The sequence below is a fragment of the Microbacterium testaceum StLB037 genome (assembly GCF_900104345.1).
Lineage (GTDB): Bacteria > Actinomycetota > Actinomycetes > Actinomycetales > Microbacteriaceae > Microbacterium > Microbacterium testaceum_A.
Genome location: NZ_FNJN01000004.1, coordinates 194,634 through 218,514 on the forward strand (window position 1 = coordinate 194,634; position 23,881 = coordinate 218,514).

Consider the following 23,881-nt stretch of genomic DNA (forward strand, 5'->3'; position numbering starts at 1 on the left):
TTCTCAGTTAACGCTACGGTCGGACATCGTGTCCTGGCTCCTCGATCCCTTCTCGCTCGTCTTCGTGCAGCGCGCCCTTCTGGGCGGCGTGCTCGTCGCCGTGCTGTGCGCGGTGGCCGGCACGTGGGTGATCGTGCGGGGGATGGCCTTCCTGGGCGAGGCGCTGGCCCACGGCATGCTCCCCGGCGTGGCACTGGCCACGGTGCTGGGGCTCCCCGTGCTGGCGGGTGCGGCGGTCAGCGCCGTCGTGATGAGCCTCGGCATCGGCGTTCTGCAGCGCCGCGCGAAGGTGTCGTACGACACGAGCATCGGGTTGCTCTTCGTCGGCATGCTCGCACTCGGGGTGATCGTCATCTCGCACGCGGGGAGCTTCGCGACGGATGCCACGGCCATCCTGTTCGGCGACATCCTGGCGGTCACCGCCGCCGACCTCATCGTGCTCGCCGTCGCGGTCGCCCTGGGGATCGCCGCCGCAGCCCTGGCGCACCGCTGCCTCATCGCCCTCGCGATCGACGAGCGTGTCGCGCGCGTCCTCGGCCTCCGTCCGCGCGTGGCGCAGACGGTGCTCGTGGGCCTCGTGACCCTCGCGGTCGTCGCGTCGTACCAGGCCGTCGGTTCGCTGCTCGTCGTGGGCCTGCTCGTCGCCCCCGCCGTGGCCGCGCGGCAATGGACCGAGCGCATCCCCTCGACCATGGTGCTCGCCGCCGCCATCGGCGCTCTCGCCGTCGCCGTCGGTCTCGTCGTGTCGTGGCACGCGGCGACGGCAGCCGGGGCGACGATCGCCGCCACCGCGATCGCGGCCGCCGGCGTCTCGTGGCTCCTGCGCCGGGCGACGAACGAGGTGCGCAGCCGCGCCTTCGCGGCCCCGCCCGCGCCCGCCTGACTCCCTGTCCCGCTCCACCTGGAAAGCCCCCATGTCTCATTCCTCCCGCCGCCTCGCGCCCGTCGGCGTTCTCCTCCTGCTCGCTCTGGCCGGCTGCGCCGCCCCGCCAGCGCCGTCCGCCTCGACAGCCGCCCCCGAATCCGACGCGCACGGTCGGATCGACGGCGCCGCGGAAGTGGCGGAGCCCGCGCTCGGTCTGACCTCCATCGACGCAGGCGGCCGCGTCTCGCACCTCGACCTGCTCGACGAGACCACGGCCGAGCTGGGGGTCGTCCGCGCGCCCGCCGCGGTGCACTCCGACGGTCGCTACCTCTTCTCGGCCGACGACGACGGTGTCTCGATCGTCGACAGCGGGGTGTGGACCTGGGACCACGTCGACCACTTCCACTACTACCGGGCGCCCGCGCGCGTGCTCGACGAGGTCGCGGGGGAGGGCGTCGCCACGATCGCGACATCCAACTCGTCGACCTCGGGGGGTACGGGCGTGTTCTTCCCGGGCTCCGGCGAGGCGGTTCTGCTCGATACCGAAGCGCTGTCGAAGGGCGAGGTCGTCGAGAAGTTCCGCATGACGACGACAGCGGGTGCGGGTCTCGTCGCCCCGGTCGGTTCCTTCGCGGCGGTCGCCGCCGGGGGAGAGGTGTCGCTGCGCGCGGCCGACGGCGCCCCGCTCGGCCCGACGACGCCGTGCATCGACCCGGCGGGTACGATCACGACCCGCGTCGGAGCGGTGATCGGATGCCGCGACGGCGCCGTCCTCGCGAGCGTCGAGGGCGATCAGCCGGTCGTCGAGGTCGTCCCGTACCCGCCGGGCACCACCGCGCCGCGGGCGACGGCTTTCCACAACCGCGAGGGGCGACCCCGCGTCGCAGCTCTCGCCGGAGACGTCGGGATCTGGATCCTGGACACTCGCGCGCGCACGTGGACCCTTCTTCCCGCGCCCGAGCCGCTCGTTCAGGTCACCGCCGTCGACGACAAGACCGCGAACGTCCTGGCGCTGAGCGCCGGTGGCCGGGCGCTCACGCTGGACGGCGACAGCGGCGCGGTGCGCGCGGCATCCGTCCCCCTCGTCTCGGAGAGTCTCGCCGCGGGGCTTCCTGTGACACTCGTCGCCGACCAACAGCGCGCGTACCTCAACGGGCCCGCCGAGGGCCGGTTGTGGGAGATCGACTTTGTCGACGGCGCGCGCATCGCGCGCGAGTTCACCCCCGAGCGCTCGCCGCTCTTCTTCGCAGAGACGGGACGCTGACATGCGCCGTACCCTCGCCGCCCTCGCCGCGGCAGCCCTGCTGTGCCTGACCGGGTGCGCCGGCAGCGCGGCATCCGACCGCCCTCTGGTCGTGGTGACCACGAACATCCTGGGCGACGTGGTGTCGAATCTCGTCGGCGATGACGTCGACGTGATGACTCTGATGCGCCCGGGCACCGACCCGCACTCGTTCGAGATCTCGGCCGCGGAGGCCGCGCGTATGCGCTCGGCGGACCTGCTGGTCGCGAACGGTCTGGGCCTCGAAGAGGGCCTGCAGCACCACCTCGACGCCGCGGCCGCCGACGGCGTGAGCACGATGGTCGCCGGTGACGCCGTCACCGTGCTGCCGTACACCTCGGCCGACGCCGACGGGGCGGACGATCCGCACTTCTGGACCGACCCCGCGCAGATGATCGCCGTCGTCGACCGCCTCACCCCGGAGCTCGAGAAGCTCGGCGGGGCCGCGGTCGCCGAGCGATCGGCCGCCTACCGCGCGCAGCTCGAGCAGCTCGACGCCGACATGACCGCGGCCTTCGCCGCAATTCCCGCCGAACGCCGGGCGCTGGTCACCAACCACCACGTGTTCGGCTATCTCGCCGCTCGCTTCGAGTTCCGCCTCATCGGGGCCGTGATCCCCGGCGGCACCACCCTCGCCGCCCCCAGCACGAGCGACCTCGCCGATCTCGTCTCGGCCATCGACGAGGCGAAGGTGCCGACGATCTTCGCCGAGTCGTCGTCTCCCGACCGCCTCGTCCGCGCCCTCGCCGACGAGGCCGACCGCCACGTCGAGGTGACCGAGCTGTTCACCGAATCGCTGACCGACGCGAGCGGTGACGCCCCCGACTACCTGACCATGATGCGCGTGAACACGCAGCGCATCGCCACCGGGCTCTCACCCTGACGAGACCCACCCCACCCCAGAAAGAGACACGAATGCGCAGCTTCTCCCTCCCCCGCGCGGGCCTGGTCGCCCTCGCGATCGGCGCCACCGTCACCCTGTCGGCGTGCGCCGGCGGAACCGGCCCCGGGTCGGCGGCCCCGGCGTCGAGCCCCGCGACCGACACCGCCACCCGCGTCGCCCTGTCGTACCCCGGCGGCATCCTGGTGCTCGACGGTCAGAGCCTCGAGACCCTGGGCGATCTCTCGTCCGAGGTATTCACTCGCCTGAACTCGGCCGGCGACGGTCGCCACATCATGGTGACCACGAGCAAGGGATTCCAGGTTCTGGATGCCGGGACCCCGGCCGCCGACCCCGAGCTCACCGACCTCGTGTTCCCGGCGTCCAAGCCCGGTCACGTGGTCACGCACGGTGGGACGACGGTTCTCTACGCCGACGGCACGAGCGACTCGACGATCTTCGACACCGATGCCCTCTTGGCATCCACCGACTCCCTTCCCGAGGTTCGGACGGTTCCGGGCGTCGAGGCGCACCACGGCGTCTCGATCGTGCTCGAGGACGGCACCTTCCTCACCACGGTCGGCAACGCCGACGGCCGCAACGGCGTGGTGGCGAAGGACGCCTCCGGTGCCACCCTCGCCGAGAGCACCGACTGCCCCGGCGTGCACGGCGAAGGCACGGCGAAGGACGAGGTCGTCGTCTTCGGCTGCGAGAACGGCGCTCTGGTCTACGACGAAGGCACCTTCACCAAGCTGACCGCCCCCGACCAGCCGTACGGCCGCATGGGCAACGCGTACGTGAGCGAGAACAGCGCGCTCATCGTGGGCGACTACAAGGACGACCGCGATGCCGAGGGCTACCTGCTCCACCGCCTCGCGCTGATCGACACCGCGGCGAAGACCCAGCGCGTGGTCGACATGCCCGAAGGGGCCGAGTACACCTTCCGCGACGTGGCCCGGGGTCCGGGCGACCTCGCCTACGTTCTGGCATCCGATGGCGCGATCCACGTGCTCGACCCCGCGACCGGGCAGTTCACCGACGCGTTCCCCGTGATCGACGCGTGGGAGGGGCCGGCCGAATGGCAGGACGCCCACCCCGCCATCAAGGTCTCGGGTGACCTCGCCTACGTGACCGAGCCGGCGAAGAACGCCGTGCACGCGGTCGACCTCACCACCGGCCAGGTCGTGAAGAGCGTGACACTCGAGCAGACCCCGAACGAGATCGCGCTGACGAAGTAAGCGCCGCCCCTACCGACCGCCCCGGTCGTACGCCACCTGCAGTGCCGCGCGCACGGCGCGTACACCGGGGCGGTCGGCCGTTCCGCGGCGCACCGCCGTGAACACCTCGCGCCGCGGGTGGTCAGGAAGGCCGACGAGTCGCACGGGCGGGGTCTCGCCCGCGAAGACGAGGTCGGGGATCATCCCCACGGCATGACCGGATGCCACGAGCCGGGCCTGCGCGGTGAGGTCGGCCATCTCGAACCTCACGTCGGGCTCGAACCCGGCGGCCCGACACTGTTGGGTGGCCCACTGGCGGGCGGCCGTGCCCACCGGTTCCATCACCCACGCGCGCTCGCGGAGGTCTTCGAGGTGCTGAGCGGGATCGTCGCGCGAGACGGCGAGACGGATGGCGTCGCGCCCCAGGAGACCGCGCTCGAGGCCCTCGCGGTGCTCGCGCGTGTGACCGGGGTACTGCTCGGCCACAGCGAGGTCGAAGCCGCGCGCGGCGACCTCGAACAGCCCCTCCTCGGGAGCGAGCTCGGCGACCTCGACGCGCAGCTGCGGCTCGCTCTCAGCGAGGGCGTCGAGGGCGCGGGGGAGCAGGCCGTGCGCGGCGGACTGCATCACGGCCAGACGCACCGGGGCGAGGGAGGGCCGCATGCGCTCGAGCTCCGCGCGCGCGGCCTCGTCGGCGGCGAGCATGCGGGCCGCGTGGGCGGCGAGCGCAGCGCCCTGCGCGGTGAGGCGCACGCGGCGGCCGTCCGGTTCCAGCAGGGGCACTCCCGCCTCCTTCTCGAGCAGCGCGAGCTGCTGCGAGATGGTCGACGGACTGTACGCGAGCGCCTCGGCGACGGCGGCGAGGGTGCCCCGCACCGACAGCTCGTGCAGCAGGCGCAGACGGCGCAGATCGAACATGGCATCCCTTCGGGTCTATCGAAGAGTATGCGTCAGGAATCATCGCTTTTCTCGAACGTATGCGAGCCCCATGCTGAGAGCATCCGAGGAAGGATCGCCATGTCGCTCACCGATGTCCCCGACACCACGTCCGGCACCACCCCCGCCGCACTCGTCTCTCCCCACGAGCTCGCCGACGAGGCGATCGCCCTCGTGCGCCGCTGGCTCGCCGAGAGCCGCGGCGAGCCCGTCGACGCCGCCGCCCAGCGCCTTGCCGGGGTGCTCCGCGACCCGCACGGCCTCGACTTCACCGTCGGCTTCGTCGACGGCGTCGTGCGTCCCGAAGACGTGCGCGTCGCCGCGCGCAACCTCGCCGCGCTCACCCCGCTCATCCCGGGCTTCCTTCCACTGCACCTGAAGGCCGCGATCCGCCTCGGCGCCTTCGCTGCGCCGATCCTCCCGCAGATCGTCGTGCCCGCCGCCCGCACGGCGCTGCGCTCGATGGTGCGCCACCTCATCGTCGACGCCACCGACCGCAAGCTCGGCGAGGCGATCACCTCGATCCGGGGTCGGGGAGACGGCATCCGCCTCAACGTGAACCTGCTCGGCGAGGCGATCCTCGGCAAGAAAGAGGCGGCGCGGCGCCTGGCCGGCACCCGCAAGCTGCTCTCGCGCGACGACGTCGACTACGTCTCGATCAAGGTGTCGTCCACCGTCGCCCCGCACACGCCGTGGGCCTTCGATGCCGCCGTCGCCGACGCGGTCGCCGCCCTTCGCCCCCTGTACCGGGTGGCCAAGGAGACGGGCACGTTCCTGAACCTCGACATGGAGGAGTTCAAGGACCTCGACCTCACCCTCGCCGTCTTCGAGACGCTGTTGGGCGAGCCCGAGTTCCACGGCGTCGAGGCCGGCATCGTGCTGCAGGCCTACCTGCCCGATGCGCTGGCCGCGATGATCCGCCTGCAGGAATGGACCGCCGCGCGGGTGGCATCCGGGGGAGCCCACATCAAGGTGCGCGTGGTCAAGGGCGCGAACCTGCCGATGGAGCGGGTGGATGCCGATGTGCACGACTGGCCGCTCGCCACCTGGCCCTCGAAGCAGGCGACCGACGCCTCGTACAAGGCCGTACTCGACTACGCGCTGCGCCCCGAGCACACCGCGAACGTGCGCATCGGCGTCGCCGGACACAACCTCTTCGACGTCGCCCTCGCGTGGCTGCTCGCCGAGCGGCGCGGCGTCACCGGCGGCATCGACGTCGAGATGCTCCTCGGCATGGCGACCGCGCAGCAGGCCGTCGTGCGTCGCACGGTCGGCTCGATCCTGCTGTACACCCCCGTGGTGCACCCGCAGGAGTTCGACGTCGCGATCGCCTACCTGATCCGCCGCCTCGAAGAGGGCGCGTCGAGCGAGAACTTCATGTCGGCGGTGTTCGACCTCGACACCCACGAGGCGCTGTTCTCGCGCGAGCGCGACCGCTTCCTCGCCTCGCTCGCCGACATGCCCTCGGGCGTGCCAGCGTCCAACCGCGTGCAGGACCGCACCGCTCCCGCGGCGCCCGCGCCGACCCACGGTTTCCGCAACACCCCCGACTCCGACCCGGCGATCGCGGCCAACCGCGACTGGTCGCGGGCGATCGTCGCGCGCATGGAGGAGTCGACCCTCGGCGCGCAGACCATCGCCGACCACACGGTCACCGACGAGACCGCGCTGAACGCGGTGATCCAGGATGCCGCGGACGCCGCCGCGTCGTGGCGCGCGCTCGGGGCCGCCGGTCGCGCCGAGATCCTGCACCGCGCGGGCGACGCCCTCGAGAAGCGCCGCGCCGACCTGCTCGAGGTCATGGGCGCCGAGTGCGGCAAGGTCATCGAGCAGAGCGACCCCGAAGTGTCGGAGGCGATCGACTTCGCCCACTACTACGCCGAGCAGGCGCGCACGCTCGAGACCGTCGACGGCGCGACCTTCACCCCGGTCGGTGTGACCGTGGTCACCCCGCCGTGGAACTTCCCCGTCGCGATCCCCGCGGGCTCCACTCTCGCCGCGCTCGCCGCGGGCTCAGCCGTGGTCATCAAGCCCGCGGGCCTCGCCGAGCGCTCGGGCGCCGTCATGGTCGAGGCGCTGTGGGAGGCCGGCGTTCCGCGCGAGGTGCTGAAGCTCGTGCAGGTGTCGGAGAACGACCTCGGTCGGCAGCTGCTCACCCACCCCGCCGTCGAGCGGGTCGTGCTCACCGGCGCGTACGAGACGGCCGAGCTGTTCCGCTCGTTCCGCCCCGACCTGCCGCTGCTGGCCGAGACGAGCGGCAAGAACGCCGTGATCGTGACCCCCAGTGCGGACCTCGACCTCGCGGCCAAGGACGTCGCGATGTCGGCCTTCGGCCACGCGGGACAGAAGTGCTCCGCGGCATCCCTCGTCGTGCTCGTCGGATCGGTCGCGCGCTCGCGTCGCTTCCGCGACCAGCTCGTCGACGCCGTCACCTCTCTCGAGGTCGGCTTGCCGTGGGACGAGGCTTCGCGCGTCGGACCCCTCATCGAGCCCGCCAACGGCAAGCTGTTGAAGGCCCTGACGAGCCTCGAGCCCGGCCAGCGCTGGGTGGTCGAGCCGAAGCGCCTCGACGACGAGGGATCGCTCTGGCGTCCCGGCATCCGCGAGGGCGTGCAGCCCGGCAGCGAGTTCCACCGCACCGAGTACTTCGGCCCCGTGCTCGGCATCATGACCGCCGAGACCCTCGACGAGGCGATCGAGATCGTCAACGCCATCGAGTACGGCCTCACCTCGGGCCTGCACGCGCTCGACGAGGCCGAGATCCAGCAGTGGCTCTCGCGCATCGAGGCCGGAAACGTCTACGTCAACCGCGGCACCACCGGCGCGATCGTGCAGCGCCAGCCGTTCGGAGGGTGGAAGAAGTCGGCCGTCGGCGCGGGCACCAAGGCCGGCGGACCGCACTACCTGTTCGGGTTCGGAGAGTGGGCGGATGCCGAGACCTCGGCGCCCCGCACGCCCGACGCCCTCGCCGCCCCGGCGCTGGCCGCCGTGCCCGCCGCCGACCGCGAGTGGGTGGCATCCGCCCTCTCGAGCGACGCCGCCGCGTGGGCCGAGGAGTTCGCGCTGGCCCGCGACGTGACCGGCCTGGAGTCGGAGCAGAACGTGCTGCGCTACGCCTCGGTGCCCGTGACCGTGCGCCTCGAAGACGCCTCCGAGGCCGCGCTGGTGCGCGTGGTCGCGGCGGGCGTCCGCGCCCGCTCGACGGTGACGGTCAGCACGGCGCGCGAGCTCTCGCCCGCCGTGCGCGCCTGGCTCGAGGGCGTGGGAGTTCGGGCATCGGTCGAAGACGGCGCGGACTGGGGTCGCCGCGCGGCGCGCCTCGCCCGCACCGGCGGCCGCATTCGCCTGCTCAGCGGGTCGCCCGTTGCGGTGGCCGAGGCGACGAACGGTTCGCCCTCGGTGGCCGTGTACGCGGGCGAGGTCACCCGTGCCGGGCACGTCGAACTGCTACCGTTCCTGCGCGAGCAGGCCGTCTCGATCACGGCGCATCGCTTCGGCACCCCGCGACGGTACGAGGTGCCGCCGCTGGTCGGCTGAGAACGGAGAAGGGCGGGGCCGTCGTGTGACGGCCCCGCCCTTCGTCGTCCCGCCGATGTGCGGGAGTCACGGCACCCCGCTGACCACACCTCCCGCGGGAACGCGGATCGGGGCGCGTCGCGGAGCCTCGCGGGACGCAACGCAGGAGTTCTGCCGCGAGCCGGTGGGTCTTCCCGCGGGAGCGGCGGGTCTGCACGCTCGCGGGTGCGCACAACTCCTGCACAAGGGCGCGGGTGAGGCGCTCGTTCCGGCAGGCGGGGCGGATTGCAGGAGCCGTGTCGGGTTTCAGGCCGTGCCCGAGGCCTCGACGCGGCGCGCGGCCCGGCGAACCGACTCCGGCACCGGCGTTCCCGCCATCGTCTGCGGCGAGGTGACGGGGTCGCCGGCGACGACCCGCAACGGCAGCATCCCGGCCCAGACGGAGCGGTCCTCCCCGTCGTCGTCGACCTCGACGAGAGAGCCGGCGTTGTCCTTCACGCTCGCCTGGGCCAGCGGGATGCGCAGCACCATGGTCGCCGCGATCTCGCGCGCGGTCATGGGTCGCACGTCTTCGCTGCGCCCCGGCATGAGGTGCTCCGACAGGGTGAGTAGAGCCGCTTCCTTCTCTTCGGGAGGGACGACGGATGCCACCGCGTGCACGACCGCGCAGCGGTAGCGCATCGAGCTGTCGAAGAGCGAACGAGCGTACTTCAGGCCCATCAGGTGCGTGATCGTCAGGCTCACCGGAGCTCCGGCGGCGATGCGGCGGAAGAAATCGCTGCCGGTCGAGCCGTGCACGAGGAGGTCGTCGCCGTCGCGACCGATGCCCACCGGAAGGGCGACCGGGCGGCCGTCGCGGACGATCGCGAGGGTGGCGTACAGGGCCGTGTCGATCACGTCGTACAGGGCCGCGCGGTCGGTGCGCTGATGGTGGGCGCCGCGGCGGACGCGCGTCAGAGTGGTCAGGGGCAGGTCGGTCATGGGTTCAGTCCACGCGAGTTCGTGGTCCAGGTCATAGTCCGCTTTTCCCGCATTCTCGTGGACCAGTGACAGAATCCGAGACATGATCTCCGCCGGCATCCTGGATCGCGAATCGTCGGTGCCCCTGCACGAGCAACTCGCGCACAACCTGCGCGCGGCGATCCTGTCCGGACGCACCGGTGGGGGAGAGCCGGTCCCCTCGACGCGCGTGCTCGCCGCGGATCTCGGGATCGCGCGGGGGACGGCGGTGGCCGCCTACGAGATCCTCGCGGGGGAGGGCTACCTGGTGACGCGCGCCGGGAGCGTGACCGTCGTCGCCGAGGTCGTCGGCTCGTCGACCGGCCCGGTCCAGAGGGGCTCCCGGCCCTCGCCGGCGACGACTCCCACCCTCGTCGACCTGCGCCCCGGGCGTCCGCACACCGCGGGCATCGCCGACGCCGCCTGGCGCTCGGCGTGGCGGCGGGCGGGAGGCGTCGATCCGGCATCCGATGTCGACGACGTGCGGGGCGATCCGCTTCTGCGCGACCAGATCGCCCGGCATCTCGGACGCACCCGCGGGCTCGACGTGGTTCCCGACGAGGTCATCGTGACCGCGGGGACGAGCGATGCGGTGCTGCTGACGCTGCTCGCGCTCACGCCCCGGAACGTCGGTCGCCCCCTCCGCGTGGGCATCGAGAACCCGGGATACCCGCGCGTTCGTCGGGTCCTGCACCGGCTGGGGGTCGAGGCGGTGCCGTTCCCGGTGCGCCTCGACGACGGTCTCGATCTCGACGCCGTCGAGGCCCGCGCCGATCTGGACGCCCTCGTCGTCACTCCTCACCATCACTACCCCCTCGGAACACGGTTGGATGCCGCTGCCCGCGCGCGACTGCTCGCCTGGGCCGCGCGCACCGGCGCGGTGATCGTCGAAGACGACTACGACAGCGAGTTCCCCCACGGGCGGGCACCGTTGCCCCCGCTTCACCTGCTCGATCCCGCGCGGGTCGTCATGATCGGCACCCTGTCGAAGGTCCTCAGCCCGGCGTTGCGGAGCGGGTGGATCGTCGCCACCGGGGAGCTGCGCGATCGCCTCGTCGCGGCTCGGGCCGACCTCGACCCGCCGGTGTCGCAGGTGCAGCAGCGCGCGCTTGCCCTGTACCTCGGCGAGGGCGCGCTCGCACGGCACACCGCCCGTCGCCGTCGCGACTATCGCCACCGCCGCCGCCTGCTGCTCGAAGCGTTCGCCGAGATCGAGGGGGTGGAGCTCACCGCGACCGACGGTGGGCTGCACGCCGTGGTCCTGCTCCCCGCGGCCGGGGCCGGGACCGAGCAGGACGTGGTCGACCGGCTCGCGGAGGCGGACGTCCGCGTGGCCCCTCTGACCTCGTACGGGGTGCCCGGCGCCTTGACTCACCTCCCCGCGGGCATCGTCTTCGGCTACGCGGGTCCGTCGACGGTCGTCCTGATGGATGCCGTGCAGACCATGATCCGCCTGCTGACGCGTCGCGACGATCCTTGCGATTGACGCCCGCTACCGCCCGAGGATCTCCAGCGCCGCCATCGCCGCGTTCTGGCCGCCGATGCCGCTGACCGCCCCGCCGCGCTGGGCGCTCGAGCCGCACAGCAGCACGCGCGCGTGCGGGGTCGCCACGCCCCAGCGGTCGGCGGGGGAGTCGGCCGGTGCCGAGAGCCAGGGCCACGACAGCGCGCCGTGGAAGATGTCGCCGCCGATCATGTTCAGCGATTCCTCGAGATCGCGTGTCGTCCGGGCCTCGATGCACAAGCGACCGTCGGGTGCCCGCAGGATGCAGTCGCGCAGGGGCTCGGCGAGGACGGAATCGAGCGAGGCCTGCGCGGCCGCGAGCAGGCGGGCACCGGCGGCCACGGCATCCGTGTCGTCGATCAGGCGATGCGGAACCTGCAGGCCGAACATCGTGAGCGTCTGCGCGCCCGATGCCCGCAGTTCGTCGCCGAGGATCGACGGATCGGTGAGCGAGTGACAGGAGATCTCGACCGGGAGCGGCTCGGGGATGAGCCCTCCGGATGCCGCCGCGTGGGCGGCATCCAACTGGGTCATCGTCTGGTTGACGTGGAACGTGCCCGAGAACGCGGCCTGGGGGGTCACCGACTCGTCCCGCAGACGGGGCAGACGCGAGAGCAGCATGTTGACCTTGACCTGCGCCCCCTCGGGCTCGTCGGCGCCGGTCGTCGCGGCTCCGCCCGCGGCGAGTAGCCGTTCGAGTACGGCGCGGCCGACACCGCTGAGCACGAGGTCCCCGTGGAAGACCTCGGAGCGGTCGGTCAGGGTGTGCACGTCGCCGTCGGGTGAGATCGAGACGACCTCGACCCCCGTGACGATCTCGGCCCCGGCTTCGCGGGCCGCGCGCTCGAGCTCGGCCGTGACGGCGCCCATGCCGCCCACCGGGACGTCCCAGTCCCCGGTTCCGCCGCCGATCACGTGGTAGAGGAAGCAGCGGTTCTGCGCGAGGGAGGGGTCGTCGGACGACGCGAACGTGCCGATGAGGCCGTCGGTGAGCGCGATGCCCCGCACCAGGTCGCTGTCGAACGAGGAGCGCAGCAGATCCCCCAGGGGGCGCGTCGTCAGGGCATCCCACAGCTCGTCGTCGCCCACGCGCTCGCGCACCTCGTCAGCGGTGGGCAACGGCTCGGTCATCGTGGGGAAGACGGCCCTCGCCACCGGGGCGAGCCGGTCGCCGAACGCCGCGAAGCGTTCGGCCTCAGCGGCGTCGCCGGTCGTGCGCGCGAACGAGGCGGCGGTCGCCTCGGCATCGTGGGTGTCCACCAGGATGCCGCGGGTGGGATCGGTCGGGTCGGGCGTGTAGGAGGAATAGCGTCGACGACGCAGCTCGAGGCGGAGCCCCAGATCGTCGATGATCTGCTGCGGCAGCAGGCTCACGAGGTACGAGTAGCGCGACAGTCGAGCATCGACCCCCGCCCACGGGCGCTCCGACACGGCGGAGCCGCCCACGGCATCCGATCTCTCGATCACCACCACGCGTCGCCCTGCCCGGGCGAGATAGGCCGCGGAGACGAGGGCGTTGTGCCCGCCCCCCACGATGACGACGTCGTACCGGCGAGAATCCGAAGCGGTCATGGCCCCACGCTAACCACGGGGACGAATTCGTCGCAGGGGGTGGCGCACGTAGCCTGGATGCCATGACTTCCGCAGCCGACCTGCTCGAGATCGCCACGCGTATCGCTCGCGAAGCCGGGGAACTGGCCCACCGTCGGCGCCGGGAGGGGGTGACCGTCGCCGCCACCAAGTCGGCCGCCGCCGACATCGTCACCGCCGCCGACCGGGAGGTCGAGGCCTTCATCCGCGCCGAGCTCGCGCGCGAGCGGCCCGACGACGGCTTCTTCGGCGAGGAGTCCGGGGCCGAAGAGGGAACGAGCGGCATCACGTGGGTCGTCGACCCGATCGACGGCACCGTCAACTACGCGTACGGGATCCCGGCGTGGGCCGTGAGCATCGCCGCCGTCGAGGGGACTGCCGAGACCGCGGCGTGGACCGCGCTCGCCGGGGCCGTGTTCAACCCCGTGACCGGCGAGCTCTTCCGGGCCTCGCGCGGCGGGGGAGCCTGGCTCGGCGACCAGCGCCTCGCGGTCAGCGAGGTGGGGCCCGCCGGAGGCCTCGTCGCGACCGGTTTCGGGTACAACCCCGAGACGCACGGCCCGGCTCTTGCGCAGCTCGCCCGCGTCATGCCGATCGCCCGGGATGTGCGCCGTATCGGCGCGGCCTCCCTCGACCTGGCCTCTGTGGCCGCCGGACGCGTCGACGCGTACTACGAGCGCGGGACGCAGCCGTGGGATCACGCCGCCGGCGCGCTGCTGGTGGCGGAGGCGGGCGGCGCCGTCGGAGGCGCCCCCGGAGGCCGGCCCGGAAACGGCATGGTCATCGCCGCGGGACCGGACTTCTACAGCCGTCTCGAGCCGCTGCTGGACTACGAGCGCTGACAGAGCGTCTGCTCATGGCATTCCCAGACCAGCCGAGGTAGGGTGTTTACCAGTTCGTTATCTTCCGCAACCCGAACCTGCGGAGATGGCCAAGCCCCCCAGCCCGAAGCCGTCGCTTTTCGCGACACGACACGAGAGCCCTTCCGCGTTGCCGTCAGAAGCCTCTGAGACTGAGCCCGCCGCCACCCGGCGGTCTCGTCGCCCCCTCCCCACGCCCGCTCCCGAGACGACCCCCCGGCTGACCCGAGCCGAGATGCGCCGTCGCTCCGCGAGCGAGACCCCCGTCGCCACGCTCGACGCCCCCGCGTCGGCACCCAAGGCCGCCGACCCCGCCCCGGTCGACGCCGAGGCCGCCTCTCAGCCCGAGCTGATCGAGAGCGTCGCCGCCGCGGTCGTCGAGACCGTCATCGCCGCGACCATCGAGCCGACCCTGCCGTCGCGCGACACCGCCGCGATTCCCGCCGAGCAGACCCCGGATGCCGCGTCCTCCGACGCCCTCGAGGTCACCGTCGTCGATGAGCAGCGTCGTTCCGACGACGTCGCCGTGATTCTGCAGAGCGCGGACGGCGCCGTCGCGACCACCCCGGTGTCGCTGCCGACCTCGCCCATCACCCTTCCCGCCAGCCGCCGCGCGCGTCGTCGCCCCCAGGCGTCGGTCATCCTCGACTCCACGGTCGACGAGACCCCCGTCGTGTCCGAGCCGGTCGCTGAGCCGGTGTCCGAGCCCGTCGCGCGCCAGATGACGAAGACCGTCGTCGAGCAGCCCGCCATCGAGCGGCCGGACACCGCCGACGAGACGGCCGCGGACGAGTTCGCGACCGCCGCGCGCCTGTTCTCCTTCACCGGCGAGACGCCCACGCAGCAGGCGGCGCCGGTCACCCCGGCTCCTGAGCCCGTCTCGGAGGGCCTGCCCGCAGCAGCCGCTCCCCGCACTCGCCGCAACGTCCGCCGCATCGCGGCGACGTCCTTCTCGGTCGGCGTCATGGGCGTCGTCGGACTCCTCACGGTCGGCATGACAATGCCCGTGAGCGCGATCGCCTCGGCGAGCGGCACCGACAGCATCACCGCCCCCGCGGCCGACACCGCGACGACCCGTCTCGCGGTCGGCGGGGACGTCGCCTCGGCCGACGGAGCGATCCAGGCCTACGTCGCGCCCGCTCAGTCGCAGGCCGCGGTCGTCGACCGCGCCGACGGCTACAGCGCCACCACGTACTCCAAGATGGCCGTCGACTCGGGCATCAAGTACCCCACGAACTTCTACGTCAACGACCCGACTGCGCCCATCCAGTGGCCCTTCGCGGTCGGCGTGTCGATCTCGTACGGCTTCGGCATGCGCGACGGCGGCTTCCACGAGGGTGCGGACTTCGTCCCCGGTGAGGGCGCACCCGTCCAGGCGATCGCCGACGGCACCGTCCGCATCGCGACCGAGCAGGGCGGCGCCTTCGGTGTGACCGTGCTGATCGACCACGTGATCGACGGCCAGCTCGTCTCGAGCCGCTACGGACACATGCAGTACGGCTCGCTCCAGGTCACCCCGGGCGAGAAGGTCCACGTCGGACAGTTCCTCGGACGCACCGGCAACACCGGTCGCTCGTTCGGCGCGCACACGCACGTCGAGATCCTGCAGAACGGCACGACCCCGATCGACCCGATCGCGTGGCTGCGCCAGCACGCCGGCGGCTGACCCTCGATTCGTAAGAGAGTGTCGAGGTCTGATATTCTCTTCTAGTTGCCCGGAGCGATCCGGGTACGCCCCGATAGCTCAGTGGCAGAGCACTTCCATGGTAAGGAAGGGGTCGTCAGTTCAATCCTGACTCGGGGCTCAAGGCATCCTCATCTGAATCCTGGATGCCGTGCGGCGGGGTAGCTCAGTTGGTGAGAGCGCACGACTCATAATCGTGAGGTCGCGGGTTCAAGCCCCGCTCCCGCTACAGATTCTTCGCGAAGCCGTCCTCCGGGACGGCTTTCGTTTTGTCGCCGCGAGGGGCGCGCGGCGGACTCCTCGCGCCCCGATAGGGTGAGCCGCGTGAGTGATTCGGGAGAGTTCGTCCAATCCCTCGCTCGCGGTCTCGAGGTGATCCGGGCATTCGACGCCGAGAACCCTGCGTTGACGCTCAGCGACGTCGCCCGTCGCGCCGATCTGACCCGTGCCGCCGCCCGCCGCTTCCTCCAAACGCTCGAGACTCTCGGCTACGTGCGTGCCGACGGTCGGGTCTTCTCGCTCACGCCGCGCGTCCTCGAGCTCGGTTTCAGCTATCTCTCCGCGCTGTCGCTGCCGGCGCTGGCTCAGCCGCACCTCGAGCGCCTGTCGCGCGAGGTGGGGGAGAGCGTCTCGTCGGCCGTGCTCGACGGTGCCGACATCGTCTACGTCGCCCGCGTTCCCACGCGACGGATCATGAGCGTCGGGATCACGATCGGTACGCGCTTTCCCGCGTACGCCACCAGCATGGGGCGAGTGCTGCTCGCGGCCCTCGCCGAAGCGGACGCGCGACAGATCGTGGCAGCTTCGCACCTCGCGTCCCTTACCCCGCGCACGCGCACGGACGTCGATGCGATCGTCGCGGAGCTCGAGGCGGTGCGTGCTCAGGGGTGGGCTCTTGTGGACGGCGAGCTCGAAGAGGGGCTGCGGTCTCTCGCGGCGCCCCTTCACGATCGCTCGGGGGCGGTGGTCGCGGCGGTGAACATCTCGGCCAGCTCTCGCGGTGACGCGGACGAATGGCGCGAGCAGTGCCTGCCGGCGTTGCGGGCCGCCGCGGCCGAGATCGACGCGGACCTCCGCCTGGTCTGAATCGTCGAGAAGCCCCGCTCGTGCGGCGGGCGGGGCCTTGCCGTGCCCGCGGTGATCGGCGTATCCTGTTCGCATAACGTACGTGTGTACGCACAGCGAACAAGCGAGGATGCTCCGCATGATCGACAAGACCGTCCCCGACCTCGCGTCGGCCGTCGCAGGGATCGCCGACGGGGCGACCGTGATGATCGGCGGTTTCGGCCGCGCGGGTCAGCCCGTCGAGCTGATCGACGCGCTCATCGCGCACGGCGCCGGCGATCTCACCATCGTCAACAACAACGCCGGCAACGGCGACACCGGGCTCGCGGCCCTCCTGGCCGCAGGTCAGGTGAGCAAGATGATCTGCTCGTTCCCGCGCCAGAGCGACTCGTGGGTGTTCGACGGGCTCTTCCGCGACGGCAAGGTCGAGCTCGAGCTCGTGCCGCAGGGGAACCTCGCCGAGCGCATCCGCGCCGCGGGTGCCGGCATCGGTGGGTTCTTCACCCCCACCGGCTTCGGGACGCAGCTCGCCGAGGGCAAGGAGACGCGGCGCATCGACGACCGCGACTACGTGCTCGAATACCCCATCCACGCGGATGCCGCGCTGATCAGCGCCCGCGCCGCCGACCGCTGGGGCAACCTCGTCTACCGCGAGACGGCGCGCAACTTCGGACCCATCATGGCCGCCGCCGCGGCGACCACCATCGTCCAGGTCGACGAGGTCGTCGAACTCGGATCCCTCGACCCCGAGTCCGTCGTGACGCCGGGGATCTACGTCGATCGCGTCGTCGCCGTGGGGGAGCGACGGTGGCTGCGCGACGGCGTCTTCGTCGGCGGCGTCGACATCGAGGGCCGGGCCCTGGCATCCGAGGAGGAGAAATGACCACTCGCATCTCGCGGCGCGATCTCGCCGCTCGCGTGGCATCCGACATCCCCGAGGGAGCCGTCGTGAACCTCGGCATCGGCGCGCCGACCCTGGTCGCCGACTACCTGCCCGCCGGGCTCGAGATCGTGCTGCACACCGAGAACGGCATGCTCGGCATGGGCCCGGCCCCCGAGCGCGGCCGGGTCGACCCCGATCTCATCAACGCGGGAAAGCAGCCCGTCACCGCGCTCGCCGGAGCCGCGTACTTCCACCACGCCGACTCGTTCGCCATGATGCGCGGCGGCCACCTCGACGTGTGCGTGCTGGGCGCGTTCCAGGTGTCGGCCGGCGGTGACCTCGCCAACTGGTCGACCGGCGAGCCCGGCGCGATCCCGGCCGTGGGTGGGGCGATGGACCTCGCCATCGGCGCGAAGGACGTCTACGTCATGACCGACCTGCTCACCAAGGGCGGCGAGCCCAAGCTCGTCGCGGCCTGCAGCTACCCGCTGACCGGGGTCGGCTGCGTCTCGCGGGTCTACACCGATCACGGCGTCTTCGACGTCACCCCCGACGGCTTTCGCGTGCGCGAGCTGTTCGGCGACAACACCCACGCCGAGATCGAGGCGCTTCTCGGTCTGACCCTTCTCGACCAGGAGAGCTGACCATGCCCGCTTCGTTCGTCTACGACGCCGTCCGCACCCCCTTCGCCCGCCACGCCAAGGCCTTCGCCGACGTGCGCCCCGACGACCTGGCCGCCACGGTCATGGCATCCGTCGTCGAACGCACCGGGATCGACCCCGCGCGCATCGAAGACGTGATCTTCGGCGACGCGAACCAGGCCGGCGAAGACAACCGCAACGTCGCGCGCTTCGGTGCGCTACTCGCGGGCTTCCCCTCGTCGGTGCCCGGAACGACCATCAACCGCCTGTGCGGATCGTCGCTGGATGCCGTGATCCAGGGCTCGCGCGCGATCGAAGCCGGAGATGCCGACGTAATCCTCGCGGGCGGCGTCGAATCGATGACGCGGGCCCCGTTCGTGGTCGAGAAGAGTCCGCGGCCCTTCCCCGCCGCCACCCAGACGATGTGGAACACCTCGATCGGCTGGCGCATGACAAACCCGCGGCTGCGGAAGGACTGGACGATCTCGAACGGCGAGAGCGCCGAGAAGCTGGCCGAGATCTACGGCATCTCGCGCGAGGAGCAGGACGCCTTCGCCGCCCGCAGCCACCGCCTCGCCGCAGCGGCGTGGGCCGAGGGACGCTTCGACGACGAGATCGTGCAGGTCGAGGGTCACGCGCTCGCGCGCGACGAAGGCATCCGCGACGACTCCACCGCCGAGGTGCTCGCGGGTCTGCGCCCGGCCTTCCGTCAGGGCGGATCGGTCACCGCGGGCAACTCCTCGCCCATCAACGATGGCGCCTCGGCCGTGCTGTTGGGCGCGGAAGGGGCGATGGATGCCGAGCCCCTGGCCCGCATCGCCGGCCGGGCCGCGTTCGGCAACGACCCCGACGTGTTCGGTGTGGCCCCCGTCGAGGCGGCGAACCGCGCCCTCGCGCGCGCCGGGAAGACGTGGGCCGACGTGACCTTCGTCGAGCTCAACGAGGCGTTCGCGTCGCAGACGCTCGCGTGCGCGAAGCTGTGGACCGAGCTCGACCCCGCCCGCCTCAACGAGAACGGCGGGGCGATCGCGATCGGCCACCCCCTCGGCGCCTCGGGCGGACGCATCATCGCGCGCGCGGCCCACGAGCTGAAACGCCGCGGCGGCGGCGTCGCGGTCGCGGCGATCTGCATCGGCGTGGGTCAGGGCCTCGCGGTGGTGCTCGAGCGCTGAGCCCGCCGCCGCAGCATCCGTGTCACGAGAACAGGCGATGCGCGGGGAACAGGACGATCCGCGCGGAGTCGACCTGTTCTCGTCGCCCACCCTGTTCTGGTGACCGGCCGCGTCGCTCGGCTAGGACTCCTCGGCCCAGCGGTCGCGAGGCCGATCGTCGTCTTCGTCGCGGACATGCCCCGGGGTGGACCACTCCAGCTGGAACCCGCACTCGCGGCACTCGTCGGCGCCGCCGCCCTGTTCGAGCAGCGGGTGCATCGTCACACCGCACGAGGGGCAGATCGGTTGCGCGCCGTCGTCGTAAGGGTCTCTGTAGGTCATGGCCGTCCCGCTCGTCATCCGTCCCCGGGGTCAACCCGCATCCCGTCCGACGTGTTCCCCCGCGTCAGCGGCCCCGGCCCTCCACCGCAGGCATAGGCTCGGCCCATGCCGATCTCCCGTGCCGCTGCGGACCCCGGTCCGACAGTGGGCACCGCATGACGGCATCCGCCCCCGCTCCCGACCCGCGCCGCTGGCGCGCTCTCTCGGTGATGCTGATGGGGCAGTTCGCCGCCCTCCTCGACGTCAGCGTGACGAACGTGGCGCTGCCGTCGATCGGGCGCTCCACCGGAGCGGGCGCGAGCGAGCTGCAGTGGATCGTGACGGGGTACGTGCTGGCCTTCGCGCTCGTCCCGGTCATCGGTGGGAGATTGGGCGATCAGCGTGGGCGGCGGCGCATCTTCACGATCGCCGTCCTCGGGTTCGTCATCGCGAGTGCGGCCGTGGGCCTCGCCCCGAACGCGGGCCTTCTGATCGCGGCGCGGGTCGTCCAAGGGCTCTTCGGCGGAATGATGGGGCCGCAGGTCTCGGGCTTCATCCAGAACGCGTTCCCCGCGTGGGAACGGGGGCGCGCCTTCGGCCGGCTGGGGCTGACGGTCGGTGCGGGAACCGCCCTCGGCCCGGTCATCGCGGGTCTCCTGATCGCGGCGGGAGGGCCCGAGATCGGATGGCGTCTGGTGTTCTTCATCAACGTGCCGGTCGGGATCGCCGCGGTTCTGCTCGCTCGGCGCTGGGTCCCGGCCGACGAGCCGTCCTCCACGGCATCCGGTCGGCGCGTCGACGTGCTCGGCGCGATACTTCTCGGTGCGGGCGTGCTGTGCCTGCTGTTCCCGATCGTCGAGACGGGGCAGAGCGGCGGCCCGCTCACGCTTCTCCTGCTCCTTCCCGCCGCGGGCTTCCTCTTCGCGCTCGTGCGTCACGAGGCGCGTTTGACGAAGGCGGATGCCGGGCCCCTTCTCGATCTGCGCCTGTTCCGCGTCCGGTCCTTCGTCACGGGTGTCGTCTTCGCGGTCGTCTTCTTCTGCAGCAACACCGGAATCCCGCTGGTGCTCGCGCTCTACTACCAGAACGGTCTCGGCTTCACCGCGCTGCAGTCCGGCCTCGGCGTCACGGCGTACGCGATCGGCTCCGTCGTCGGGGCTCCGGTCGCGGGGCGTTTCGTCTCACGGGTGGGGCGACCGCTTCTGGTCGGTGCCGTCGCGGTTTTCACGAGCGTCACGATCGTCCTCGGACTGCTGGTTCAGGTCGGGGCCGAGGCGACGGACCCGGCGGGGGTCATCCTGCGCCTGTGCGTTCCCCTGTTCGTCCTCGGCATCGCGGGCGGCGCGATCGTCACGCCGAACCAGACGTTGACCCTGGCCGACGTCGATCCCCGGCGGGGCGGCGTCGCCGGCGGAGTGGTCCAGACGGCTCAGCGGGTGGGGTCCTCGATCGGTCAGACCGTCCTCGGCACGGCCTTCGTGCTGGCGGTCGCGGGTGCGGCGGGCTCCGCGGGAGCGGGCTCCCCGGCGAAAGATCCGGCGACGTTCGCCGACGCTCTCACCCTTGCGCTCGCGGTGTCGGTGGTCTTCTCGGGCTCGGCCATCCTGCTGAGTGCGATCGAGGTGCGTCGGCACCGGAACGGCTGACGCGCCCCGCACGCGGGGACGCTAGCGTCGAGGGATGCACGCCACCTCCGCCCGGCTGGGTCTGGGCCTCGCCGCCGTCGGCCGCCCCGCCTACATCACGACCGCGCGAGACAGCGACCTGGGCGACCCCGCCGAGCGCTCGGTCGAGGCCCTGCGCGAGCGCGCGCACGAGCTGTTCGACGAGGCCTGGGCACTCGGCATCCGGTACGTCGATGCCGCCCGCTCCTACGGCCGGGCCGAGGAGTTCCTCGGGTCGTGGCTCGACGTACACCCCGAGCGCCGCGCCGAGTTGACGATCGGGTCGAAGTGGGGCTACGAGTACGTCGGCGGATGGAGGATGGATGCCGCCGTGCACGAGCGCAAAGAGCACTCGGCGGCCATGTTCGACAGGCAGTGGCCCGAGACGCTCGCGGCGCTCGGCTCCGCTCCGGACTACTACCTGGTCCACTCCGTGACCCCGGAGAGTTCCGCCCTCGGCGAAGAGGAGTTACTGGGCAGACTCCGCCGTCTGCGCGCGGACGGGGTGCGGGTCGGACTGTCCACGAGTGGACCGCACCAGGCGGCCGTCATCCGGGCCGCCCTCGCTCTTGCGGATTCGCCGTTCTCGGTCGTGCAGTCCACCTGGAATCTGCTCGAGCCCTCCGTGGCTCCGGCGGTGCAGACCGCCCACGACGCCGGTTGGACGGTCGTGGTCAAAGAAGTCCTCGCCAACGGCGAGCTCGCCCACGCCGAACCCGGGAGTCGCCTCGAGGGATCGGCATCCGGCCTGCCCGTGGACGTCTTCTCGCTCGGCGCCGCGCTGGCGCAGCCGTGGGCCGACGTCGTGCTCAGCGGCGCCACCACGACCACGCACCTGCGCCGCGGCGCGAGCGCGCACCCGGTCGCCGCCCCGGCGGACCTCGCCACGGACCCCGTCGACTACTGGCGTCGGCGCTCGGAACGTCCCTGGCGCTGAGCCGGGCTCAGGGGACGCAGTTCAGCGTGGCGACCGTGCCCGAGACGTTCGCCCACGACGTGGCGATCGCGGTGGCGAGGACCGATCCCGACGAGGACCGGGCCTGTACGTACCCCGCGGATCGCGCGTTGGCGATCGAGCGCACGGTGATGCCGGGCGAGTAGGTGCCGCAGTACGAGAACGACACCCGCGTCCCCGAGAGGCTCGATCCGCTGAAGGCGCAGACGTTGCCGTCGGCGCAGCTTCCGACCGCCCGCTCGTGCTCGGACGGGACGTCCATGGTCATGCCGAGCTCGGGCCACTCCGCGTGATGCGAGTCGATGACCACCCCGCCGGGGATCTCGGCGAGAGCCGCGGCGATGTCGGGGTGCAGATCGTCGGTCGTGGTCATTCGGAGTCCGCCTTTCTGTCGGAGACGTCCCAGAGGGTGTAGTCGGTGATCGAACCGGCCGGGAGTTTGAGGTTCGGATTGTCGGCGAGCAGTTCGGACTCGAAGCCGACGATGCGCCCGGTGTCGGCCGAGAGCAGCAGCGTCGCCTCGGAGGTGGTCAGCCCGGACGGCACCGCGGCGAGACCGACCACCGGACGACCCAGCCGATCGAACGCCGACCCGACGACCCGCAGACCCGGGGCCTGGGCGACCACCTCGAGCAGGGCCGCCTGCTGCGGACCGGTGAGCGTCCACTCGCCCAGAAGCGCCCGGGCGCCGAGCATCGCGTCGCCCGCCGTCAGCTGGTCCCCGGCGCCGGTCGAGGTGAGCACGAGAGCCCGCATCGCCTCGACGGTGGACTCGGGGGCGGTGGGGGAGAGCGGCGAGAACTGGTTCTGCACGAAGTGGAGGTCGCCGACCACGGTCCCCGGCGTCGGCTCGCCCGCGGGCACCGTGTCGCCCGCCGCGTTGGTGGCCTCGGCGGCGGTGGTCACGACCGAACCGGAGAGGTTCTCGTTCCACTGCACGTCGATCCACTCACGGCGGAACACCGTCGCCTCGGCCTCGTCGGGCGAGCCGCTGAAGTACCAGCCGAGCGACAACGATCGCCGCTCGGGGGAGGAGGGACCGCAGCCGTCCGTCAACCGTTGCTGCGCCTGCGCGATCACCTCCGACGCGTCCTCGGAGATCGAGGTGAACGCGAGCGGTTGGGGAGTGAGAGCGGATGCCGGGGAACTCGGCATCCAGAGGACTCCGGTGACGATCGCGAGGACCAGGACGACGACCGCGGCGGCCGAGCCCCAGGCGGCGTAGACGGGTCGACGGCGCGCTCGCGGAGCCGTTCTCGCGAAATCGCGAGCCCGTCGCTCGGCGGCGAGGGGGATCGGTGCGTCGAGGGTCGTCTGCGCGGGATCCAGCCGGCGCAACGCGCGCGCGAGGTCATCGTCGTTCATCGAGCACCTCCTCGGCGGACAGGGGCCCGTCGGACAGGAGCGGGCGGAGCTTGGCTCGGACGCGATTCAGGCGCGTCCACACGGTCCCCGCGCTCGCCCCGACGACGACACCCACCTCGGCGGCCGAGAGGTCTTCCCAGTAGGTGAGCCAGAGGATCTCGCGCTCCTTCTCTGATAGTGCGCGGATCGCGTCGACGAGTCGATCGATCATCTCGCCCTCCGACGCGTTCGAGAGGGTGCGCACCTGGTCCTCGATGTGCGTCCACAGTGCCCCCTCTCGGTCTCGTCGTCGGTATTCGTTCGCGATGAGGTTCCGCGCCGTGCGGTACAGCCACGGCAAACCGAACGGCTCTCGCGGATCGCGCTTGCGCCACGCGATCTCGAAGCATTCCATCGTGAGGTCGTCCGCGGCCTCGCGGTCCGACACGCGCCGTTCGATGAATCGCCGAACGGCGTTGTAGTGCTCACGGAAGAGCGCCACGAAATCCGCGTCGTCCGTCACC

Annotated in this window: 21 protein-coding genes and 2 tRNA genes; 16 read left to right on the forward strand and 7 right to left on the reverse strand. The window is 71.8% G+C overall.

What is annotated here, in order from left to right; translation table 11 throughout:
* Window positions 1-28: 28 nt before the first annotated feature.
* Genes aztB through aztD form a run of 4 tightly spaced genes read left to right on the forward strand, consistent with a single transcriptional unit; the run spans window position 29 to window position 4,265 of the window.
* On the forward strand, window positions 29-883 hold the full coding sequence (aztB, locus tag BLS25_RS10060) for a zinc ABC transporter permease AztB (protein ID WP_056223919.1): 855 nt from the start codon (window positions 29-31) through the stop codon (window positions 881-883).
* 31 nt (window positions 884-914) lie between these two features.
* Window positions 915-2,129, forward strand: a complete 1,215-nt coding sequence (locus BLS25_RS10065) for an ABC transporter (protein WP_074695441.1) — start codon at window positions 915-917, stop codon at window positions 2,127-2,129.
* A 1-nt stretch (window position 2,130) separates the two neighbouring features.
* A complete protein-coding gene (gene aztC, locus BLS25_RS10070) occupies window positions 2,131-3,030 on the forward strand; it encodes a zinc ABC transporter substrate-binding protein AztC (RefSeq protein WP_074695443.1) in 900 nt (299 codons plus the stop codon).
* A 32-nt stretch (window positions 3,031-3,062) separates the two neighbouring features.
* Complete coding sequence (gene aztD, locus BLS25_RS10075; protein WP_074695445.1) at window positions 3,063-4,265, forward strand: zinc metallochaperone AztD; 1,203 nt, start codon at window positions 3,063-3,065, stop codon at window positions 4,263-4,265.
* A 9-nt stretch (window positions 4,266-4,274) separates the two neighbouring features.
* Here the strand turns inward: aztD and BLS25_RS10080 are convergent, their stop codons facing one another.
* Window positions 4,275-5,162, reverse strand: coding sequence for a LysR family transcriptional regulator (locus BLS25_RS10080; protein ID WP_056223910.1), 888 nt, complete (start codon window positions 5,160-5,162; stop codon window positions 4,275-4,277).
* Between the two features lie 99 nt (window positions 5,163-5,261).
* Between BLS25_RS10080 and BLS25_RS10085 the strand changes: the two genes are divergently transcribed.
* On the forward strand, window positions 5,262-8,717 hold the full coding sequence (locus BLS25_RS10085; RefSeq protein WP_074695447.1) for a bifunctional proline dehydrogenase/L-glutamate gamma-semialdehyde dehydrogenase: 3,456 nt from the start codon (window positions 5,262-5,264) through the stop codon (window positions 8,715-8,717).
* 285 nt (window positions 8,718-9,002) lie between these two features.
* Here the strand turns inward: BLS25_RS10085 and BLS25_RS10090 are convergent, their stop codons facing one another.
* Window positions 9,003-9,677 (reverse strand): pyridoxamine 5'-phosphate oxidase family protein, encoded by a 675-nt coding sequence (locus tag BLS25_RS10090; protein WP_074695801.1) that lies wholly within the window; start codon window positions 9,675-9,677, stop codon window positions 9,003-9,005.
* An 82-nt stretch (window positions 9,678-9,759) separates the two neighbouring features.
* Between BLS25_RS10090 and pdxR the strand changes: the two genes are divergently transcribed.
* On the forward strand, window positions 9,760-11,181 hold the full coding sequence (gene pdxR / locus BLS25_RS10095) for a MocR-like pyridoxine biosynthesis transcription factor PdxR (protein ID WP_074695449.1): 1,422 nt from the start codon (window positions 9,760-9,762) through the stop codon (window positions 11,179-11,181).
* A gap of 6 nt (window positions 11,182-11,187) precedes the next feature.
* Here pdxR and BLS25_RS10100 read toward each other — a convergent pair whose 3' ends face one another.
* The gene (locus BLS25_RS10100) at window positions 11,188-12,771 is read right to left on the reverse strand and encodes a phytoene desaturase family protein (RefSeq protein ID WP_074695451.1); all 1,584 of its coding nucleotides are present in this window, start codon (window positions 12,769-12,771) and stop codon (window positions 11,188-11,190) included.
* Window positions 12,772-12,833: 62 nt separating this feature from the next.
* Here BLS25_RS10100 and BLS25_RS10105 point away from each other — a divergent pair, with 62 nt between their 5' ends.
* The 8 genes from BLS25_RS10105 (at window position 12,834) to BLS25_RS10140 (ending at window position 19,094) form a co-directional block, all read left to right on the forward strand.
* Complete coding sequence (locus BLS25_RS10105) at window positions 12,834-13,631, forward strand: inositol monophosphatase family protein (protein ID WP_074695453.1); 798 nt, start codon at window positions 12,834-12,836, stop codon at window positions 13,629-13,631.
* A gap of 253 nt (window positions 13,632-13,884) precedes the next feature.
* Entirely contained in the window at window positions 13,885-15,315 is a 1,431-nt protein-coding gene (locus tag BLS25_RS10110) for a M23 family metallopeptidase (RefSeq protein WP_074695455.1), read from the forward strand.
* Between the two features lie 67 nt (window positions 15,316-15,382).
* A tRNA-Thr gene (locus BLS25_RS10115) sits at window positions 15,383-15,454 on the forward strand.
* Window positions 15,455-15,488: 34 nt separating this feature from the next.
* Window positions 15,489-15,562 (forward strand) — tRNA-Met (locus tag BLS25_RS10120).
* Window positions 15,563-15,657: 95 nt separating this feature from the next.
* Entirely contained in the window at window positions 15,658-16,419 is a 762-nt protein-coding gene (locus BLS25_RS10125; RefSeq protein ID WP_256335568.1) for an IclR family transcriptional regulator domain-containing protein, read from the forward strand.
* Window positions 16,420-16,537: 118 nt separating this feature from the next.
* Entirely contained in the window at window positions 16,538-17,281 is a 744-nt protein-coding gene (locus BLS25_RS10130) for a 3-oxoacid CoA-transferase subunit A (RefSeq protein ID WP_074695459.1), read from the forward strand.
* Window positions 17,278-17,925, forward strand: coding sequence for a 3-oxoacid CoA-transferase subunit B (locus tag BLS25_RS10135; RefSeq protein WP_074695461.1), 648 nt, complete (start codon window positions 17,278-17,280; stop codon window positions 17,923-17,925). Before BLS25_RS10130 ends, BLS25_RS10135 begins: the two co-directional genes overlap by 4 nt.
* Before the next feature lie 2 nt (window positions 17,926-17,927).
* The gene (locus tag BLS25_RS10140; RefSeq protein ID WP_074695463.1) at window positions 17,928-19,094 is read left to right on the forward strand and encodes a thiolase family protein; all 1,167 of its coding nucleotides are present in this window, start codon (window positions 17,928-17,930) and stop codon (window positions 19,092-19,094) included.
* A 120-nt stretch (window positions 19,095-19,214) separates the two neighbouring features.
* On the opposite strand, the gene BLS25_RS10145 is transcribed toward BLS25_RS10140, so the two are convergent.
* Complete coding sequence (locus tag BLS25_RS10145) at window positions 19,215-19,415, reverse strand: zf-TFIIB domain-containing protein (RefSeq protein WP_143017902.1); 201 nt, start codon at window positions 19,413-19,415, stop codon at window positions 19,215-19,217.
* A gap of 155 nt (window positions 19,416-19,570) precedes the next feature.
* On the opposite strand from BLS25_RS10145, the gene BLS25_RS10150 reads away from it, so the two are divergent.
* Window positions 19,571-21,040 carry an MFS transporter gene (locus tag BLS25_RS10150; protein ID WP_074695465.1) on the forward strand — a complete coding sequence of 490 codons (1,470 nt, stop codon included), beginning with the start codon at window positions 19,571-19,573 and terminating at the stop codon, window positions 21,038-21,040.
* 34 nt (window positions 21,041-21,074) lie between these two features.
* Entirely contained in the window at window positions 21,075-21,995 is a 921-nt protein-coding gene (locus BLS25_RS10155) for an aldo/keto reductase (protein ID WP_074695467.1), read from the forward strand.
* A gap of 7 nt (window positions 21,996-22,002) precedes the next feature.
* On the opposite strand, the gene BLS25_RS10160 is transcribed toward BLS25_RS10155, so the two are convergent.
* Genes BLS25_RS10160 through BLS25_RS10170 form a run of 3 tightly spaced genes read right to left on the reverse strand, consistent with a single transcriptional unit; the run spans window position 22,003 to window position 23,880 of the window.
* Window positions 22,003-22,386: a hypothetical protein gene (locus tag BLS25_RS10160; protein ID WP_056223884.1), complete on the reverse strand. Its 384-nt coding sequence runs from the start codon at window positions 22,384-22,386 to the stop codon at window positions 22,003-22,005.
* A complete protein-coding gene (locus BLS25_RS10165; RefSeq protein WP_074695469.1) occupies window positions 22,383-23,378 on the reverse strand; it encodes a hypothetical protein in 996 nt (331 codons plus the stop codon). Before BLS25_RS10165 ends, BLS25_RS10160 begins: the two co-directional genes overlap by 4 nt.
* Window positions 23,365-23,880: an RNA polymerase sigma factor gene (locus BLS25_RS10170; protein WP_074695471.1), complete on the reverse strand. Its 516-nt coding sequence runs from the start codon at window positions 23,878-23,880 to the stop codon at window positions 23,365-23,367. The genes BLS25_RS10165 and BLS25_RS10170 overlap by 14 nt, the downstream gene beginning before the upstream one ends.
* Window position 23,881 lies beyond the last annotated feature (1 nt).

Coding starts and splice junctions, on each gene's coding strand:
- BLS25_RS10130 (WP_074695459.1), top strand. CDS start 16,538: ATGATCGACAAGACCGTCCCCGACCTCGCGTCGGCCGTCGCAGGGATC.
- BLS25_RS10150 (WP_074695465.1), top strand. CDS start 19,571: ATGACGGCATCCGCCCCCGCTCCCGACCCGCGCCGCTGGCGCGCTCTC.
- BLS25_RS10065 (WP_074695441.1), top strand. CDS start 915: ATGTCTCATTCCTCCCGCCGCCTCGCGCCCGTCGGCGTTCTCCTCCTG.
- BLS25_RS10105 (WP_074695453.1), top strand. CDS start 12,834: ATGACTTCCGCAGCCGACCTGCTCGAGATCGCCACGCGTATCGCTCGC.
- aztD (WP_074695445.1), top strand. CDS start 3,063: ATGCGCAGCTTCTCCCTCCCCCGCGCGGGCCTGGTCGCCCTCGCGATC.
- BLS25_RS10080 (WP_056223910.1), bottom strand. CDS start 5,162: ATGTTCGATCTGCGCCGTCTGCGCCTGCTGCACGAGCTGTCGGTGCGG.
- BLS25_RS10085 (WP_074695447.1), top strand. CDS start 5,262: ATGTCGCTCACCGATGTCCCCGACACCACGTCCGGCACCACCCCCGCC.
- BLS25_RS10100 (WP_074695451.1), bottom strand. CDS start 12,771: ATGACCGCTTCGGATTCTCGCCGGTACGACGTCGTCATCGTGGGGGGC.
- BLS25_RS10145 (WP_143017902.1), bottom strand. CDS start 19,415: ATGACCTACAGAGACCCTTACGACGACGGCGCGCAACCGATCTGCCCC.
- BLS25_RS10165 (WP_074695469.1), bottom strand. CDS start 23,378: ATGAACGACGATGACCTCGCGCGCGCGTTGCGCCGGCTGGATCCCGCG.
- BLS25_RS10160 (WP_056223884.1), bottom strand. CDS start 22,386: ATGACCACGACCGACGATCTGCACCCCGACATCGCCGCGGCTCTCGCC.
- aztC (WP_074695443.1), top strand. CDS start 2,131: ATGCGCCGTACCCTCGCCGCCCTCGCCGCGGCAGCCCTGCTGTGCCTG.
- pdxR (WP_074695449.1), top strand. CDS start 9,760: ATGATCTCCGCCGGCATCCTGGATCGCGAATCGTCGGTGCCCCTGCAC.
- BLS25_RS10110 (WP_074695455.1), top strand. CDS start 13,885: ATGCGCCGTCGCTCCGCGAGCGAGACCCCCGTCGCCACGCTCGACGCC.
- BLS25_RS10090 (WP_074695801.1), bottom strand. CDS start 9,677: ATGACCGACCTGCCCCTGACCACTCTGACGCGCGTCCGCCGCGGCGCC.
- BLS25_RS10135 (WP_074695461.1), top strand. CDS start 17,278: ATGACCACTCGCATCTCGCGGCGCGATCTCGCCGCTCGCGTGGCATCC.
- BLS25_RS10155 (WP_074695467.1), top strand. CDS start 21,075: ATGCACGCCACCTCCGCCCGGCTGGGTCTGGGCCTCGCCGCCGTCGGC.
- BLS25_RS10140 (WP_074695463.1), top strand. CDS start 17,928: ATGCCCGCTTCGTTCGTCTACGACGCCGTCCGCACCCCCTTCGCCCGC.